The organism is Lutibacter citreus (genome assembly GCF_003260195.1).
Lineage (GTDB): Bacteria > Bacteroidota > Bacteroidia > Flavobacteriales > Flavobacteriaceae > Lutibacter > Lutibacter citreus.
The window spans coordinates 150,754-168,776 of sequence record NZ_QEIH01000003.1; the positions used below are offsets into that span (position 1 = coordinate 150,754).

Consider the following 18,023-nt stretch of genomic DNA (forward strand, 5'->3'; position numbering starts at 1 on the left):
ACTTTATCTAATCAAAACTTATTTATGAAAAAAAATATTTTAGTGCTACTTCTTTTAATAGGAACAATTTCGACAGCACAACAACTTTATATAGAAGGTGGAAAATCATCAACTTCATTAGATTATAAAAACTCCCAAGGAAATAGTTTAGAAAACATACAAGCAACTAGCAACAGTTATATAACAATAGGTTATAGAAGTCAAATACTTACAAAAAATATGCATTTAAATGTAGGATTGGATTATTCAAGCTATGGAGCTATTGGAAGTGACAATACTTTAGGAAACTATATGGAATGGAACGTAAACTATGTAGGACTAAATGCTGGACTCGATTATAAATTGTTTCACATTAAAAAAGCAAGTGTTTATGTAAAAGGTGCACTATCTGCAGGATTTTTTGTTCAAGGAACTCAAACATTTAACAATAGTGTAATTGATTTAAAAAACAATGATGATTTCGACACTATTTTAATTTCAATGAATGCTGGGGTAGGATTTTCACATCCCATTTCAGAAGACCTTTCTTTTTATGTACAGTATTTGTATGGAAAAAGTTTAGATATGGCTTCGGGAGATGCAGAACTAAAAATTACAAGTAACAAGATTGGATTTGGATTGTTAATTAACATTTCGAAAAGATAAGTAACAGAAAAAAAAGAAAACTAAAATAATCAAATTAATATTTAGAACATTAACTTATGAAAAGACTACTACTTTTAGTATTATTAATAGGAACTGTTTTTCAAGGTTTTTCACAAACCAAAGGGATTAGTTATCAAGCGGTAATCTTAAATCCGCAACCACAAGAATTACCTGGACAAAACGCACAGAATAATATTTTGGCCAATAGTTCTGTATCCATACAATTTACTATTGTTAATACTTCTGGAACAGAAGAATATCAGGAACAGCACAGTACACGTACTGATATGTATGGAATGATCAATCTTTTAATAGGAACTGGTTCTCCAACAAGCAGTACTAATTTTACAGACATTGTTTGGGATGGTACCACAAAGAAATTAAAAGTTGGGATTGACTTTAATGGAGGTAGTAACTTTAGTCCTTTAAGTGAACAGAATCTAACGTATATGCCACAACCTGCAAATCAGGAAACCACTCAATTAATTACGAAAAATGCAGCGTATATTGAAGCAGAAAGTGAAAGAGCAAAAGGAGCTGAACAAACAAATGCAACAAGTATTTTAGCAATAGAAGCTGAACAAACCACTCAAAATGCTGCCATTTTATTAAATACGGGTAAAGTAGGTATTACAACAGCACAGGCAACAACTATTAGCAATACAACTGGAATTAACACTGGTGATCAAGATATTTCAGGCATTGTGGTAAATGCAACAAGTATTTTAGCAATAGAAGCTGAACAAACAAATCAAAATGCTGCCATTTTGTTAAATACGGGTAAAGTAGGTATTACAACAGCACAGGCAACAACCATTAGCAATACAACTGGAATTAACACTGGTGATCAAGATATTTCAGGTATTGTGGTAAATACAATAGGAATTTCAGATGAAAAAAATAGAGCAGAAATAGCCGAAGAAAAAAATGCTACAGCAATTTCAAATGAAAAGGCAAGAGCTTCTTTAGCTGAATTAGCAAACGCAAGTGCAATTACTACTAAAGTAGATAAAAATGTATCAATAACAGGAGGATCAAAAACCAAAATCACGTATGATTCCAAAGGATTGGTAACTTCAGGAACAGACGCAACAACAACTGATATTGCTGAGGGCACAAATTTATATTATTCCGAAGCAAGAGTAGCAGCCAATGCAGCAGTAGCAGCGAGTACGACTCATGCGGTGCAAACAGACAATCCGCATTTAGTAACGAAATTGCAAGTAGGATTGGGGAATGTTGATAATACTTCTGATGCAGACAAGCCTATTAGTACGCTAACACAAACAGCATTAGATGGTAAAGTAGATGAAAATGGAGCTATATCAGGAGGTTCAAAAACTAAAATCACGTATGATTCCAAAGGATTGGTAACTTCAGGAACAGACGCAACAACAACTGATATTGCTGAGGGCACAAATTTATATTATTCCGAAGCAAGAGTAGCTGCCAATACAGCAGTAGCAGCGAGTACGACTCATGCGGCGCAAACAGACAATCCACATTCAGTAACAAAAGCTCAGGTAGGATTGGGGAATGTAGATAATACTTCTGATGCAGACAAGCCAATTAGTACACTAACACAAACATCCTTAGATGGTAAAGTAGATGAAAATGTGGCTATAACAGGAGGATCAAAAACTAAAATTACGTATGATTCCAAAGGGTTGGTAACGGCAGGAGCAGATGCAACAACAACAGATATTGCTGAGGGCACAAATTTATATTATACCGAAGCAAGAGTAACAGCCAATACAGCAGTAGCAGCGAGTGCGACTCATGCGGCGAAAACAGACAATCCACATTCAGTAACAAAATTACAAGTAGGTTTAGGAAATGTAGATAATACTTCTGATGCAGATAAGCCAATTAGTACGCTAACACAAACACAGTTAAATGCAAAAGCAGATTTAACGCTAAGTAATTTATTAAATGCATCTTCAGGAAGAACGAATTTAGGTCTTGCTATTGGAACAGATGTACAGGCTTATGATGCAGATTTAGATGATTTGGCAGATGGTACATTGTCGGCAAATAAAGTTGAAAATGCGATTACCACATCAGGAACTAGTGGTGAGGTATGGACTTCTGATGGTAGCGGTGCAGGAATTTGGAAGGTACCAGCAAATAGTGTTATAAAAGTTGGAGCAGGTTTAGTAATTTCTGGAGCAGGAACCGTTGCGGCCCCTTATAACATTTCGTTACCAACAGGAGGTACAACGGGTCAAGTTTTAACAATTGGTAGTGGAGGTGTTCCCACTTGGGAAGATTCCTCAGCTGGTGGAACCATATACTATTTAGATGTTGATGGTGATGGATATGGAGATGTTAACGAGTCTATTGTTGCTGTTTCTAAACCTAGTGGCTATGTAAGTGATAATACAGATTGTGATGATACTGATATAAGTATCAATCAAGCTGAAACTTGGTATATAGATGCGGACAGCGATGGTTATGGAGTTTCAAGTATGTCGTCATGTATAAGGCCTGCTAATGGTTATTTATTGTCAGAGTTATCTGGCACAGGAACAGATGATTGTAATGATACAGATGCAAATGAGAAACCCGGTGTAACGTGGTATATAGATGCTGACGGAGATGGTTATCCTAGTTCTAGTACAGTATCTTGTGTAAGACCTAGCAATGGGTACTTGCTATCTGAGTTGTTAGGAACAGAAACTGATTGTAAAGATTCCAATTCGGCAATAAATCCAGGAGCAACTGAGGTTTGTGATGGTATAGATAATAATTGTAATGGTTCTATTGATGAAGGGCTTACTTATACAACATATTATATAGATGCCGATGGAGATGGTTACGGAGATAGTAATGATGTAGGAACCTCTTACTGTAGTAATCCAGGAGCAGGATTCAAAACAAATAATACAGATTGTGATGATTCAAATTCAGCAATAAACCCAGGAAGAGCAGAGATTGGAGGGAATAGTATAGACGAAAATTGTGATGGTAATTTATATGTTGTTGGAGATTATGTAGCTGGAGGCGTAGTTTTTTATGTGCCATCAACACCTACAGATTTAAATAGTGATGGTGTAAAAGATTTTGGCTTAGTATGTTCCATAGAGGATTTAACAAGTGTGGCTGTTAAATTCTCAAATGATACTAGTGTGTACACAGGTGTAGCAGATCGTCGAAAAGGTTTCGGAAAATCCAATACAGACTGGATTGCGGCTAATTTAACTTGTATTCCTGTAGATTTAACTTTAGCATATAGAGGTGGTGGCTATTCGGATTGGTTTTTACCTACCCAAGATGAATTAACATCTATGTATAATAATAAGGATCTAATTAATGCTACAGCAGCGCTACATGGTGGAAGCGATTTTCTTGCACCTGGCAACGCTTATTGGAGTTCTTATGTTGTATCTAATGTAACAAGTAGAATTAAATGGACAACTGGAAGTAGTTCGGGTAAGCCAAGAACTGATTTATATGGTGTTCGAGCAATTCGTGTTTTTTAGTTATTAAATTATAACTTGAAATTCTTCTTAATATAAAAAAAACCAAGCTTATGCTTGGTTTTTTTTGGTTTGTTGCAACGTTGAAGATTTAATGTCAAAAATATAGGAATATTAGAGTGACTTTTAGAGTTATTTATAACTTTTGCTTTTAAAAGGAGTTTCTTTAAATCCAGTTACTTGATTTATTAAAACAGTGGAAGTGAAGAAATAATTGCATAAAAGATTTGCAAATTTTGGTAATATTTCTGCAACTTCCTTTTGCTCTTCATTGTGAATTTTAACCATTAATCTAATTGCTTGTTTACACATAGATGAGCATTTGTTTAGGACTCCTACAGGAGAAACTCCACCCGGAAGAACAAAACCTGAAATAGATTTTTCAGTTATTTTTTTTAAATTTCTATAATTTTGTAAAAGTTGTTCGTGATCTTCAGTTGTAATTGCTAGTTTTCCTCTAATAGATCCGTTTAAATGAAAACAAAGTGGTAGAAGCCAATTTAATTCTTCTTCCAATTTTTTAAGTTCTTCGCTTTTAGAATAATTAGCTCTTAAAATTACTAAATCATTAATTGCCCAACCAACCGTGCGTGTTAAATCATCGGTTAATATTTCATAATCACATAGTAATGAATCTTCATAAATATAAGGGTAACATAATTCATCAATATTAGATTTTGGTCGAAGTTTTTTCATTATTATTTTATTTCAATTTTTTATAAAATGTAAACTTATAATTTGGAAGTAAATCTGGATGTGCAATTTTTATCAAATCTTTTAAAACTAAATCTGGTCGGGTAGGAGCTAATTCAAAATACCATATTCCACCAGTTTCTCCTGTTGTATTATTGTAAGAATATATTTCTTTATTGTTAAAGGCTTTCATTTTAGTGTAAATTAAATGTTCTTCGCCTAAATCTTTAAGTGTTTTATACATTCCGGGTGAAATCCAAATGTCTGCATTTTCACTCTTTTCAAAAACATTTTCAACATTTAATGATAAGCTTCCAGTTCCTTTAGAATCTTTCCATAAATAATTAGTGTTTGCATCTTTTAAGAAAGTAGCTTCAAAACTATTTCCGCCAGGTAAGTACCAAACATCTTTATACAGACCACCACAAATAAATGTAGGTTTGTTTTTAGAATTTTTTGCTATTTCTTTAGCTTCTAGGTAATTTTTTTCTATATTTTTAAAAATACTATCTGCCTGTTTTTCTTTATTAAAAAGTGCTCCGTAAAGTTTAATCCATTCAGCTCTTCCAAGAGGTGTTTTTTCTAACCAATCACCATTAATTATTACAGGAATTCCAAATTTTTCAATTGTTTCATACATTTTATTATTACTAGTTACGCCAAAGCCCATGACTAAATCGGGTTGTAAGTTTAATAAAGTTTCTGTATTAATATGTTCAGGGTGCCCTAAATCTACAACCAAATTTTGATCAATTAATTTTCTTGTTTTTTCCGAAGAAATAAAATCTGTATTAGGAAATCCTACTAATTTATTTTCAATATTTAGTAATTCCAAAGCAGGAATGTGGGTAGTGCTTGTTACAACTATAGAATTTATGGGTGTTTTAATATGATTTTTTTTGTTACTTTTTTCTGAAGATAAGTTAAAAACGTATTTATCAGTGGCTCCAGGATATGGAGCTGTTATAATAATTTGAGTTTTGTTATTTGTTTTTAATATGTTAAATCCTGTTGCGTATTTTATATTAGAAACGGATTTAGACTCAATCTTTTTTTGAGTTTTAGAATCGCAAGAAGCAATAAGAATTAAGGTAAAAATTAAAAAAAAAGCAAATTTAAAAAATTTCATAGCGTTTATTTAAAGTAAGGTAATAGAATTATTTTGTTTAATTAGTTTAAATATTTGTCCGTATTCAACTTTTATATCAAAAGAATCTTTTAATTGGATGTGATTTATTTTTGAAAGAATGCTTCTAATAACTCCGGCATGCGTTGTAATAATTAATTTTTTTGCAGATGAAGAAGTGATTTCATTAAAAACTTCATTAGCTCTTTTAGCTAAATCTATATAAGCTTCACCATTTGGTGTTGATTCTATTACAAAATTATTCATCCAAATATTGGATTCTTTTTTTGGTAAATCATCCCATTTTAAAAGTTCCCAATCACCAAAATTTAATTCCATTAAACGGTCATCAGTAATAATATCTTTTGAAAATTTATGAGCTAATTTTACACAACGTTTTAAAGGACTTGAATAAACTACAGTGTTTTCATCAAAAGTAATTGATTTTAATATAACATTTATTTCTTTTTCAAAAGTATTATCAACATCTAAATCTGCTTGACCATAACAAATTCCTTTTTCAATTTTTGGTGTTGTATGCCTAATTAAATAAATTTCCATAAAACCAATACACTTAAATAAAATACAACTTCTGCAACTTGTTGCGTTGCTCCAGCACAATCTCCTGTTTGACCGCCAATCCATTTCTTAAAAAATCTTCCAAAGAGTAACATTGAAATAAATGGAGGGATTAAAGTTAAAAATATCCAATAAGTATCATAAAAAAACAACGGAATTATACCTATTAAACCATTCCAAATAACTATTGGAAATTTTTGAGCGTGACCCATAGGCTTTGCTTTACTTGTAATATCATCTCGCACATAAGGATATAAGTACAATAAAATGGCCGCAATAAATCTACTAACACTATGTCCTGCAATTAATGTAATTATTAGTTGATTTGGTTGATAGTTTAAGCCAGTGAATTTAAATACCAACATGCTAACTAAGCCAATTGTTCCATAGGTTCCTAACCTAGAATCTTTCATTATAGTTAGTATTTTTTCTTTAGTCCAACCACCACCAAAACCATCACAAACATCTGCAAAACCATCTTCGTGAAAAGCTCCTGTTAACCAAATAGTAGAAATAATACTAACAAGGATTGCAATAGTTTGAGGAAAAAGAAACGAAAATCCCCAATAAATTAAGGCTCCAAAACATCCAACAATAATACCTACTAAAGAAAAGTATTTTGTGCTTTTATTCAGAATTTCTGGAGAATGATCTATCCCTTTTGGACACGGAATGCGTGTAAAAAACATGATAGCTGTAAAAAAAATATCGAACTCTTTTTTCATAATAAATTAATCTGCAGGGTTAACAACACCAGCACTTTCAAAACTAGCCATTTGATTTATGAAAAATTCAGCAGATTGAATTATTGGATATGCAATTACAGCTCCAGTACCTTCTCCTAAACGTAAACCCAAATGTAAAATAGGATTGGCATTTAAATAATCTAACATTTTTATGTGTCCTTGCTCATTAGAAACATGACCAAATAAACAATAATCTAAAACGTTTTTATTTATTTTTTGCGCTACCAATAGAGAAGAAGTAGCTATAAAACCATCAATAATTAATGTCATTTTTAATTCGGCAGCTTTAAGCATTGCTCCAGTCATCATAGCAACTTCAAAACCACCAAAGTTTTGTAAGTTTTCTAAAGGATTTTCGCTTACTCCATGAAATTCTTGAACTTTTGTTAAAATATTAATTTTATTAGCTAAACCTTCATCAGTTAAACCAGCTCCAACACCAATACAAGTTTCAATAGATAGTTTTGTAACAGCACTCATTAATAATGATGCGGAAGAAGTATTTCCAATACCCATTTCACCAAAAGAAATTACGTTACTACCATTTGCGTGTTTTTCAGCAACAATTTTAGCAGCTACTTCAAAAGCTTTTTCAGTTTGTTCTTTTGTCATTGCAGGTTCTACAGAATAATCTTTAGTTCCGTAAGCAATTTTAACATTAATTAAATTTGCATTTGGTTCAAAATCATAATTAACACCAGCATCTACAACATTTAAATCAAAACCGTGTTGTTTACAAAAAACATTAATACCAGCGCCACCTTCTAAAAAATTTAAAACCATTTGAGGAGTTACTTCTTGTGGACAAGAACTAACAGGGTAACTGTTAACAATACCGTGGTCTCCAGCAAAAACAAGCATTGTAGGTTTACTTAATTTAGGAGATAATGTATTTTGAATTAAGCATAGTTTTTGAGCTATAATTTCTAAGGTTCCTAATGATCCTAAAGGCTTTGTTTTATTGTCAATTTTATGTTTAATTTCTTTAAGAAAATCTTTGTTAGTAGGGGTAATGTTGAATGCTTTCATAAGGTTATTTATTTAAGTGTAAGTGGTAATCCAGATACCATAAAAATGGCTTTATCTGCTTTATTTGCAATACGTTGGTTAGTCCAACCTTGTAATTCAGTAAATTTTCTTGCAACGTGTGTTTGAGCGTGAACACCCATTCCAATTTCATTAGAAATTATTATAATTTCAGCATTTATTTTAGATAGATTTTCAATTTCAATTGAAGCTAATTCTAATGCTTTTTCTACATTGTTTTCTGAGTCGAAATATAAATTTGTAAGCCAAAGAGTAACACAATCTATTACAACAACAGAATTTTCAGGAATTACTTTTGAAATTTCTTTTTCCTCTTCAATAGTTGTCCAACGTTCATCTCGGTCATTTTTATGACGTTCAACTCTTTTTTTAAAATCTTCATCCCAAATTCTTGAAGTTGCTAAATAGTAAGGTTTATTACTTAAACCCTCAGCTAATTTCTGAGCGTAGCTACTTTTTCCAGATCGTTCACCACCTGTTATATAGTAAATCATAGATTAAAATTTTTGGCAAATGTAATATTTTAATGAAAATATGATACTAATTAATCTTATTTAATTATTTTTACAGCTGATTATGGTTCTCGAAATCTATTAATTTAGAACGAGTTAAAAGGGAAGTTGGTTAAATGCCAATGCTGTTCCCGCAACTGTAAGCTTAGTCGATTATTCGATGATTGTTATTAAACTTAAACCACTGTTAAACCAAACGGGAAGGTAAATAACAAAACGCGAGCCAGGAGACCTGCCAGAATCAGATTAATTAAAACTTTCGGGAGAAAGGTTATTATGATAAAATACTTTTTAACTATTTTTATTTTTATAATTAGCAGCAAAACTTTTGCTCAGCTAGATAGTATTCAACAGTTAAAGCTTGTAAATTTAAATTCGGTAAAATTATATCAGCACTCAAAAGGGTATAAAGTAATTTCTTTAAATGATTCAATAATTTTAAAAAACACAGAGTCTTTTACTTCATTGCTTAGATTTAATTCTCCAATTTATATTAAAGAATATGGTTCTGGAGGAACAAGTTCTGCTAGTTTTAGAGGTACAAGTGCTTCTAATACCGCAGTTGTTTGGAACGGAATAAATATAAATTCAATTAATAACGGACAAATAGGATTTAATGCATTATCTGTTAATTTAATTGATAATATTAATGTTAGAAGCGGTGGTGGAAGTATTGAATTTGGTTCTGGAGCAATTGGAGGAACGGTTCATTTAAATGATCAACTTCACTTTGGAAATTATTTAAAAAACCAATTAGTTTCAACGGTTGGAAGTTTTGATACGTATAATAATTTATATAAATTTTCCTTTGGAAGTGAAAAAATAGCAGCTAAATTTGGTGTTTCTTATAACAAATCTGATAACGATTATAAGTGGTTAGGTACAGATAATTTAAAAAATGAAAATGGAGCTTATGATAACTTAAGTTTTAGTTTAGGTTTTGCTTATAAATTAAATAACTTTAGTAAACTGAGTATTTTTTCTACTAAATACAAAGGAAATCGTGAGTTTTCGGGAACACTTCCAAATCCTTCTGCAGCTAAAGAAAAGTATAAAGATTTAAATTTTAGAAATTTACTAGAATATAGCTACCATAAAAATGAATTTACCCACGCAGTTAAATTTGCATATTTAACTCAGGAATATAGATATTTTGCAGATAAAAAATATGATGATTACAGTTTTGGGAAATCTAAAAGGTATTTGTTGAAATATGATTTTAATTATAAAATTTCTCCAAATTCTATTGTTGAAACATTTTCAGAACTAGAGTCTGTTTTTGGAAAAACAGATCAAATTGAAGAGAAAAACAGAAAACAATTCTCACAATCGCTAATTTATACGCAACAGATTGAAAACATTGCTTCAATAAATGCTAAGATTAGAAAAGATTATAATTCAGATTATAAAATTCCATTTGTTTATGCTTTAGGGGCAGAGTTAAAACCTTTAAGAAATACTTTTATAAGGTTAAATGGTTCTAAAAATTATAGAGTTCCAACGTATAACGATTTGTATTGGCCAGCTTTGGGTAATTTAGATTTAATTCCTGAATCGTCCTTACAAGGTGAGTTTGGTTTAGGTTATAAAACCGATGAATTTAAGTTAGATTTAGGAGTTTACTATATAAATTCTAAAGATAAAATTGTTTGGACTCCCGGAGTAGACCCAGAAAAACCAAACGATTGGACTCCAATTAATGTTGCAGAAGCGGTTAATAAAGGTATAGAATTTACTGCTGCTGTAAACAAGAATATTAATAAACACCTTTTTAATTTTACCCTTAATTACAGTTATACCATTGCTAAAGATAAGAGTACTAATAACTATTTAACTTATGTACCCAAACATTTAACAAACGGAAACTTTAGTTATACCTATAAAAGAGTAAGTGCATTTTATCAGCATTTATTTAATGGCAAAGTCTATACAACAACCGATAATTTAAATAATTATACTGTACCATATTACAATGTAGGGAATATAGGAGTAGACTATAAATTAATTCAAAAAGAAAATAAAGATTTAAGCTTTGGAGTAAAAGTAAACAATGTATTTAATAAAGAATATCAAGTTTTACCAAGTAGACCAATGCCTAATAGGAATTTTAATATAAACATAAACTATAAATTTTAAATTATGAAAATCAGTAAATTTTTACTTAGCTTATTTATACTAAGCACAATATTTGTATCATGTGATGATGACGATGAACCTCAATTACCAAAAGGTGATTATGAAAATGGCTTAATTATAAGTGGTGAAGGTACTTTTAGTGGGATTTCTGGTTCTACATACTATGTATCAAATGACTACGCTACTACAGAAAGTCTTATTTATAAAAAAGTAAATAATGAAGATTTAGGAATCTTTGTTCAATCAATAGCTTTTGATGATTCTAGAGCGTTTATTGTTGTAGATAACGCAAATACAATTGCAGTAGTTGATAGATATACTTTTGAAAAAGTTGGAGCTATTACTACAGGTTTAAAAAAACCTAGATATATGACTATAGTTGGTGATAAAGGATATGTTACAAACTGGGCTGAAGGTGAATATGGAGCCGATGTGGATGATGATTACATTGCTGTTGTAGATTTAAACACTTTAGAAGTTACTAATACAATTTCTGTTTCAATTGGTGTTGAAAGAATTATTGCAACTAATGGAAAGTTATTTGTTTCTCATAAAGGAGGAAATGGAACAAATAATATTGTAACTGTTATAAACATTGCAACAGAAGCAACTACTGAAATTACTGTAAATGATTTACCAGATGATTTATTAATTGATAATTCAGGAAATTTAGTTGTTTTATGTGAAGGGAAAGCAGCTTGGACAGGAAATGAAACACCTGCTTCAATTGTAAAAATAAACACTTCAACAAATGCTATTTCTTCTGAATTAGAATTTGAGGCTGGTGTACACCCAAGCGCATTAGCAAGTAGTTCTTCAAACTTATATTACAATATTGGTAATAAAGTGTATGAAGTTTCTCAATCTGCTACCAATTTACCTACAAGTGAATTTTTAGATTCTAGTGTTACTACTTTTTATGGAATGGCTGTAAATAATGGAGAATTATTTGTTTTAGATGCTAAAGATTACGCAAGTGAATCTGATATAAAAGTATTTGATATGGCTACAAAATCAAACACTCAAACAGTAAAAGGGCCGATTAATGCCTCAAAAATTTACTTTAATTAGTGAAATTATTTAAATATTTATGAAAAAGGTCGCCTATGGGCGGCTTTTTTTTTATATAAAATCTTTCACTTCATTATTAATAAAAGCCAATGCTGTTAAAGATGGAGGGGGAGTTTTCATTATTTTTTTTAGAATAGCTTCACGTAATTCTTCAGCATTTGAAATAGAATCTAGTTCAGCTAAATTTTTAATAATACTGATAGTTGTATTTTTTGAAGTAATTATTACACTCCAGCATTTTTTAGAAATATAAATTTGCTGTGATAAATTATGTTCAAACTCTTGTTCAATAGTATTAATTAAACTTAAGGCGTATGCTTGTTTGTCATTGTTTATTGAAGTAACTCTAATAATTAAATTATTAGGACTCATGCGTTCTAAAAATAAAGACATTCTTTCGTAAGCTTGAAGTTTTATAGGCAATGCTTGTTGCTGATTATCTTTTAAAAGTGAAAGTTGCATTTTACGTTCTTCACTTTTAGTATGATTTAAGAAAAAAAGGTAAGCTACAATTCCTGTAATTATAGCTGGAATTGTATAACTAAAAAGTTCAATAATTTTCATTAACTCCATATTTTATCTTTTGTATAAAAATTTTATCTGCAAAAATAGAATACATATTTCAAATAATAGTAAATATTTAATGATTAAAATTATTTTTTAATATGTAACCGTTGTTACATTTGCATTTTTGTTTTATGATAATTATCAGTAATAAAGACTTTTAATGTTTATAGCTTTGAGAAGAAGGGGTAAAATTAATTTCTTATTCCTTTATTTTAATCATAAAACCAAAATTTTTAACCAAATATATAAATTATGAAAAATATCTTAAAATTAGCTTTTATGTTATTCTCGGCAATAACTTTTGCTCAAGCCGGTCATATAATGCAAGGTGTTGGTTCTGTTAACATGTCAATGGGTGGTGCTTCAACGGCTCAACCAATAGATATAAGTGGAGCTTTACAATGGAATCCTGCAGCAATATCTACTTTTGACAACAAGATATTGAATTTTGATTTAGGATTATTCTTTTCGTCTCCAGAATTGAGTTCATCTTATGGACCATTAACCGGGGTTACAGAAGATGATAGAGGTGTTTCTCCAATGCCTGCACTAGCAATGGTTTGGGGCAATGAAGAGAGTAAGCATACTTTTGGGGTATCTGCATTTGGAATAAGTGGTTTTGGTGTAACATTTCCTCAAAATAATAATTACCCACAAGATAGAATGGGAAACGTTAATCCAAATTTTGATCAATCAGCACCAGTTAATCCAATCAACTTTCCTCAAATGGCAGGAGGTTTTGGGCATTTAGAGTCGGATTATATGTTACTTCAAGTTGGATTTACTTGGGCGTATGAAATTTCAGATAATTTTTCTGTAGGTATACAACCAACTATTAATTACGGAGCATTAGAATTGGCGCCAAACCCAATTGCTTCACCTAGTCAAACTTTAGGATATCCAGAAAGTGATAAAGCGTCAGCAATTGGAATTGGAGCACAAATAGGTGTTTATTATGAATCAGATGGAGGGTTTAAATTAGGAGCTTCATATAAAACAACACAATCGTTTGGTGATTTAGAATTTAAAAATACTTATTTAGATGGCTCGGCCGCACCAGATGTTTCTTTTAATATGGATTATCCTGCAATATTATCTTTTGGTACGGGTTACTCTAATGAAACAATTGATATTGCATTGGATTATAGAATGGTGGATTATGAAAATACTGATGGATTTGCAGAAAAAGGGTGGGAAATTGCTGAAAGCGGACAGATGGCGGGCTTCCCAACAGGAGCTGTTAATGGTTTTGGTTGGAAAAATATAAATATCCTTTCGGTTGGTTTACAATATAAAGGAATAGAAAAAATGCCTTTAAGAGTTGGGTATACATATAGTAGTAATCCAATAGATGAGGAATTAGCGTTTTTCTCAACACCAGCAACAGCAGTTATTGCAAATGCATTTCAATTAGGGTTTGGATATGAAATAAATGAAAACTTTACTCTTAATGGTGTTTTTCATTATGGTAAAAGTGATGGAAAAACTTCAGGTAGCTTGTTAAATCCAACCCCAGCAGTAGATTTTAATGGAGATGGTATGCCTGATGGACCTTGGGATGCAACAAGTAATCCTCTTGGAGTTGTGCCAAATAGTGAAGTTGGTTATGAAATGTCAACAAGTATGATAATGTTAGGTTTTTCATATACCTTTAAAGAATAAATAAAACAATTTTTTCAATTTTTTAAGAACGACTTCAAAGGAAGTCGTTCTTTTTTTGCGATAAACTTTATTAATATTATAAATAATTCTTGTTTATTTGTAATGATAAAAACAACTAAATGCTTCAAAAATATTCAAAAGAACTTTTTTTATTTTCATTTTTGTTATTCATATTTTCAGCAATCTATGGATTGATTTTACGTTGGAATTTTGCATTTCCTTCACAATTAATTTCATACAAAAATTTATTACAAGGTCATTCTCATGTGGCATTTTTAGGTTGGGGTTATTTAACAACAATTGGTGTGATATTTAAATTTTTTATACCAAAAGAAAAAGTTAATAAAAAAGTTTATTTATACACAATAATAATTTGTGTTACAACAATTTTATTAATGCTATTTAGCTTTTTACTTAGTGGTTATAAGGCATTTTCTATAATATTACTCTCTGTATTTGGAGTTACTACATATGTGTTATCCTTTTATTTATTGAAAGATATTAAGGGAAAAGATGTTTCAACAAAATTTGTGAAATTTGGTATTTATTACTATTTAATTTCAAGTTTGGCAACTTGGTTTTTAGCTTATGTAATTGTAACACAAGGAAAAACTAATTTGTATTACAATTCAGTTTATTTTTATTTACATTTTTTATATAATGGTTTTTTTGTATTCAGTTTATTTGGAATTCTTTTTAAAATTATAGAAAAAAAAGGTGTTGTAATTCATTTAAAACATCAAAAGAACTTTTTTACTTTTTTAAATATTGCTGTTATTCCTACATATATCTTATCTGTTTTGTGGAGTACAAAATTAATTATATTTAATGTTGCAGGGTTTTTATCATCTGTATTGCAAGTGGTTGCGTTATTGTATTTATTAATAATTATTAAAAATGTTTTAAAAAAAATAGCTTGGAATGGTTTATTAAAAAGACTTTTAATTTTTGCCGTTACAGCATTTAGTTTAAAAATAATAGCTCAATTGTTATCTTCATTTCCGTATTTTGTAAAGAAATCGTTGGCTTTAAAACCATACCTTATAATAGGTTATTTACATCTTTTTACCTTAGCTTTTATGAGTGTTTTATTAATTTTTATACTCATAAATATTAAAATATTTAAGTTTAAATCATCAATTTCAACTATTGGAATATATTTATTTTTAACTGGAGTTTTTTTTACAGAAATAGTATTATTTACTCAAGGAGGGTTTATTTTAGTAGGAATTAACCCAATAACATCATTTCATATAATAATGCTGCTGTTTAGTTGTTGTATAGTTTTCGGATTGCTTTTAATTTTAATTGGTGAAATGAAAAAAATAGATTATAATGAAAAATAATTATTTGTCAATAACTTTTATTGCTCAACTTAATTTGGAATAGTATTTTTGAATCTTAAAGAATTCCTGTGATAGATTACTTAGAAAACCTTAACGAATCTCAAAAAGCGGCCGTTATTCATAAAGACGGTCCAATGATTATTATAGCTGGCGCCGGATCTGGTAAAACACGTGTTTTAACGTTCCGAATTGCGCACCTTATGAATAAAGGTGTTGATGCGTTTAATATTTTAGCTTTAACATTTACCAATAAAGCTGCTCGCGAAATGAAAGAGCGTATTGGAGGTGTAGTTGGAAAATCAGAAGCCAAAAACTTATGGATGGGAACATTTCACTCTGTTTTTGCTAGAATTTTAAGATCAGAAGGGCACCATTTGGGCTTTCCTTCAAATTTTACAATTTATGATACCCAAGACTCTGTAAGATTAATTTCATCCATAGTTAAAGAGCTGCATTTAGATAAAGATTTATACAAGTCAAAACAAATACTTAGTAGAATTTCATCATTTAAAAACAGTTTAATAACGGTTAAAGCTTATTATCAAAACCCTGAACTTGTTGAGGCTGATAAAATGACACAACGCCCTAAAATGGGGGAAATATACCATCATTATGTAGAACGATGCTTTAAGGCAGGAGCTATGGATTTTGATGATTTATTGTTAAGAACCAATGAATTATTAACACGGTTTCCTGAGGTGTTGTATAAATATCAGAACCGATTTAAGTATATATTAGTAGATGAGTATCAAGATACAAATCATTCACAATATTTAATTGTTCGTGCTTTGGCAGATAGATTTCAAAATATTTGTGTTGTTGGTGATGACTCTCAAAGTATTTATGCATTTAGGGGAGCAAATATTCAGAACATTTTAAATTTTCAGAAAAATTATACAGATGTTAAAATATTTAAGCTAGAACAAAATTATAGATCTTCAAATACAATTGTTGAAGCTGCAAATAGTGTAATTGCTAAGAATAAAACGAAATTAGATAAGCAAGTTTGGACAGCAAATGATGATGGGGAGCCTATAAAGGTAATGAGAACTATTACTGAAGTTAAAGAAGGTAAATTTGTTGCAAATTCAATTTTTGATTATAAAATGAATCATCAGCTTCAAAATTCTGAATTTGCAGTTTTATACAGAACAAATGCACAATCTAGAGCAATTGAAGATGCTTTAAGAGAAAAAAATATAGATTATGTAATTTTTGGAGGTCTTTCTTTTTATCAAAGAAAAGAGATAAAAGATACTTTATCATATTTAAGATTGTTAATAAATCCAAATGATGAAGAAGCATTAAAAAGGGTAATTAACTATCCAGCAAGAGGAATTGGATCAACTACAATAGATAAATTATCAGTTGCAGCAAATCATTATAAAAAATCCATATTTGAGTTATTATGTAATTTAAATCAAACAGATATTAATTTAAATTCTGGAATAAAAACAAAGTTAAACAACTTTGTAACAATGATTAAGCATTTTCAAATTGAAGCTCAAACAAAAAACGCCTTTGAAGTTGCTGATTTTGTAATTAAACAAACCAGATTGGTTAAAGATTTGGAAAAAGATGGTACACCAGAAGGCGTGAGTAAGGTTGAAAATATTCAAGAATTATTGAATGCCATAAAAGGGTTTACAGATGAACAAATGGAAAAGAAAGAAGATAATTCATTGGCTTTTTTCTTAGAAGATGCTGCTTTGGCTTCAGATTTAGATAAAAATAAAAATGATAATACTCCAAAAGTTTCTTTAATGACAATTCACTTGGCAAAAGGATTGGAGTTTCCATATGTATACATTGTTGGGTTAGAAGAAAATTTATTTCCTTCAGCAATGAGTATGAATACACGCAGTGAGTTAGAGGAAGAAAGAAGATTGTTTTACGTGGCTTTAACTCGTGCAGAAAAACAAGCCTTTTTATGCTACTCTCAAAATAGATATCGTTGGGGGAAATTGGTAGATTGTGAGCCAAGTAGATTTTTACAAGAAATTGATGATAAATTTCTTGATTATCTAACACCAAAGAGAGAAGCGCATTCGCAAACTAAATTCATAAATGAAGATATTTTTAGTAGTGTTCCTCAAAATAAAATAAGATTTAAAAAACCGATTCAGAAAAAGCCTGTAAAAAAGACGGCTCCACCTAGGGTAGAATTTAGTCCACCAAAAAACTTAAAAAAAGTTGTTAATAAAAATACACCATCTCCAAATTTATTTGATAGTAAGATTGCGGTAGGAAATATTGTAAATCATACAAAGTTTGGCAATGGAGAAGTGTTAAGTTTGGAAGGGTCTGGAGCAAATCAAAAAGCAGAAATTAGATTTGGTACAGTAGGAGTAAAAAAGTTATTATTACAATTTGCAAAGCTTACAATTATAAGATAAAATATGATTGTAAAACCA

The 18,023-nt window shown here is 30.2% G+C and carries 14 protein-coding genes and 1 riboswitch; of the genes, 7 read left to right on the forward strand and 7 right to left on the reverse strand.

Annotation, left to right across the window (positions count from 1 at the left end; genetic code table 11):
- Positions 1-24: 24 nt before the first annotated feature.
- Together DAD81_RS06775 and DAD81_RS06780 are read left to right on the forward strand one after the other, a co-directional pair.
- Positions 25-645, forward strand: a complete 621-nt coding sequence (locus tag DAD81_RS06775) for a porin family protein (protein WP_157961092.1) — start codon at positions 25-27, stop codon at positions 643-645.
- Positions 646-701: 56 nt separating this feature from the next.
- Positions 702-4,127 (forward strand): MopE-related protein, encoded by a 3,426-nt coding sequence (locus DAD81_RS06780; protein WP_111707498.1) that lies wholly within the window; start codon positions 702-704, stop codon positions 4,125-4,127.
- 129 nt (positions 4,128-4,256) lie between these two features.
- Here DAD81_RS06780 and DAD81_RS06785 read toward each other — a convergent pair whose 3' ends face one another.
- From DAD81_RS06785 to cobU, 6 genes are read right to left on the reverse strand one after another with little or no spacing between them, the layout of a single operon-like run.
- A complete protein-coding gene (locus tag DAD81_RS06785; protein WP_111707499.1) occupies positions 4,257-4,820 on the reverse strand; it encodes a cobalamin adenosyltransferase in 564 nt (187 codons plus the stop codon).
- Between the two features lie 7 nt (positions 4,821-4,827).
- Positions 4,828-5,946: an ABC transporter substrate-binding protein gene (locus tag DAD81_RS06790; RefSeq protein ID WP_111707500.1), complete on the reverse strand. Its 1,119-nt coding sequence runs from the start codon at positions 5,944-5,946 to the stop codon at positions 4,828-4,830.
- Between the two features lie 9 nt (positions 5,947-5,955).
- On the reverse strand, positions 5,956-6,504 hold the full coding sequence (locus DAD81_RS06795; protein WP_157961093.1) for a histidine phosphatase family protein: 549 nt from the start codon (positions 6,502-6,504) through the stop codon (positions 5,956-5,958).
- Positions 6,489-7,247, reverse strand: coding sequence for an adenosylcobinamide-GDP ribazoletransferase (locus DAD81_RS06800; protein WP_111707502.1), 759 nt, complete (start codon positions 7,245-7,247; stop codon positions 6,489-6,491). The genes DAD81_RS06795 and DAD81_RS06800 overlap by 16 nt, the downstream gene beginning before the upstream one ends.
- Before the next feature lie 6 nt (positions 7,248-7,253).
- The gene (cobT, locus tag DAD81_RS06805; protein ID WP_111707503.1) at positions 7,254-8,297 is read right to left on the reverse strand and encodes a nicotinate-nucleotide--dimethylbenzimidazole phosphoribosyltransferase; all 1,044 of its coding nucleotides are present in this window, start codon (positions 8,295-8,297) and stop codon (positions 7,254-7,256) included.
- Positions 8,298-8,305: 8 nt separating this feature from the next.
- Positions 8,306-8,809 carry a bifunctional adenosylcobinamide kinase/adenosylcobinamide-phosphate guanylyltransferase gene (cobU, locus tag DAD81_RS06810; RefSeq protein ID WP_111707504.1) on the reverse strand — a complete coding sequence of 168 codons (504 nt, stop codon included), beginning with the start codon at positions 8,807-8,809 and terminating at the stop codon, positions 8,306-8,308.
- Positions 8,810-8,875: 66 nt separating this feature from the next.
- Positions 8,876-9,081, forward strand: a riboswitch (cobalamin riboswitch).
- A gap of 22 nt (positions 9,082-9,103) precedes the next feature.
- On the opposite strand from cobU, the gene DAD81_RS06815 reads away from it, so the two are divergent.
- Entirely contained in the window at positions 9,104-10,963 is a 1,860-nt protein-coding gene (locus DAD81_RS06815; protein WP_111707505.1) for a TonB-dependent receptor plug domain-containing protein, read from the forward strand.
- A gap of 3 nt (positions 10,964-10,966) precedes the next feature.
- Entirely contained in the window at positions 10,967-12,034 is a 1,068-nt protein-coding gene (locus DAD81_RS06820; RefSeq protein ID WP_111707506.1) for a YncE family protein, read from the forward strand.
- A 51-nt stretch (positions 12,035-12,085) separates the two neighbouring features.
- Here the strand turns inward: DAD81_RS06820 and DAD81_RS06825 are convergent, their stop codons facing one another.
- Positions 12,086-12,598 carry a DUF7935 family protein gene (locus tag DAD81_RS06825; RefSeq protein ID WP_245949189.1) on the reverse strand — a complete coding sequence of 171 codons (513 nt, stop codon included), beginning with the start codon at positions 12,596-12,598 and terminating at the stop codon, positions 12,086-12,088.
- A gap of 255 nt (positions 12,599-12,853) precedes the next feature.
- Between DAD81_RS06825 and DAD81_RS06830 the strand changes: the two genes are divergently transcribed.
- From DAD81_RS06830 to DAD81_RS06840, 3 genes are all read left to right on the forward strand, one after another.
- Positions 12,854-14,263, forward strand: a complete 1,410-nt coding sequence (locus tag DAD81_RS06830; RefSeq protein ID WP_111707508.1) for an OmpP1/FadL family transporter — start codon at positions 12,854-12,856, stop codon at positions 14,261-14,263.
- A gap of 119 nt (positions 14,264-14,382) precedes the next feature.
- Positions 14,383-15,609 (forward strand): hypothetical protein, encoded by a 1,227-nt coding sequence (locus tag DAD81_RS06835; protein ID WP_111707509.1) that lies wholly within the window; start codon positions 14,383-14,385, stop codon positions 15,607-15,609.
- Between the two features lie 68 nt (positions 15,610-15,677).
- Positions 15,678-18,005, forward strand: a complete 2,328-nt coding sequence (locus DAD81_RS06840; protein WP_111707510.1) for an ATP-dependent helicase — start codon at positions 15,678-15,680, stop codon at positions 18,003-18,005.
- The last annotated feature ends 18 nt before the right edge of the window (positions 18,006-18,023 follow it).

Excerpts from the sequence above, each read along its gene's own strand:
- DAD81_RS06790 (WP_111707500.1), bottom strand. The coding sequence starts at position 5,946 with ATGAAATTTTTTAAATTTGCTTTTTTTTTAATTTTTACCTTAATTCTT.
- cobU (WP_111707504.1), bottom strand. The coding sequence starts at position 8,809 with ATGATTTACTATATAACAGGTGGTGAACGATCTGGAAAAAGTAGCTAC.
- DAD81_RS06830 (WP_111707508.1), top strand. The coding sequence starts at position 12,854 with ATGAAAAATATCTTAAAATTAGCTTTTATGTTATTCTCGGCAATAACT.
- DAD81_RS06775 (WP_157961092.1), top strand. The coding sequence starts at position 25 with ATGAAAAAAAATATTTTAGTGCTACTTCTTTTAATAGGAACAATTTCG.
- DAD81_RS06815 (WP_111707505.1), top strand. The coding sequence starts at position 9,104 with ATGATAAAATACTTTTTAACTATTTTTATTTTTATAATTAGCAGCAAA.
- DAD81_RS06785 (WP_111707499.1), bottom strand. The coding sequence starts at position 4,820 with ATGAAAAAACTTCGACCAAAATCTAATATTGATGAATTATGTTACCCT.
- cobT (WP_111707503.1), bottom strand. The coding sequence starts at position 8,297 with ATGAAAGCATTCAACATTACCCCTACTAACAAAGATTTTCTTAAAGAA.
- DAD81_RS06825 (WP_245949189.1), bottom strand. The coding sequence starts at position 12,598 with ATGAAAATTATTGAACTTTTTAGTTATACAATTCCAGCTATAATTACA.
- DAD81_RS06795 (WP_157961093.1), bottom strand. The coding sequence starts at position 6,504 with ATGGAAATTTATTTAATTAGGCATACAACACCAAAAATTGAAAAAGGA.
- DAD81_RS06800 (WP_111707502.1), bottom strand. The coding sequence starts at position 7,247 with ATGAAAAAAGAGTTCGATATTTTTTTTACAGCTATCATGTTTTTTACA.
- DAD81_RS06835 (WP_111707509.1), top strand. The coding sequence starts at position 14,383 with ATGCTTCAAAAATATTCAAAAGAACTTTTTTTATTTTCATTTTTGTTA.
- DAD81_RS06780 (WP_111707498.1), top strand. The coding sequence starts at position 702 with ATGAAAAGACTACTACTTTTAGTATTATTAATAGGAACTGTTTTTCAA.
- DAD81_RS06820 (WP_111707506.1), top strand. The coding sequence starts at position 10,967 with ATGAAAATCAGTAAATTTTTACTTAGCTTATTTATACTAAGCACAATA.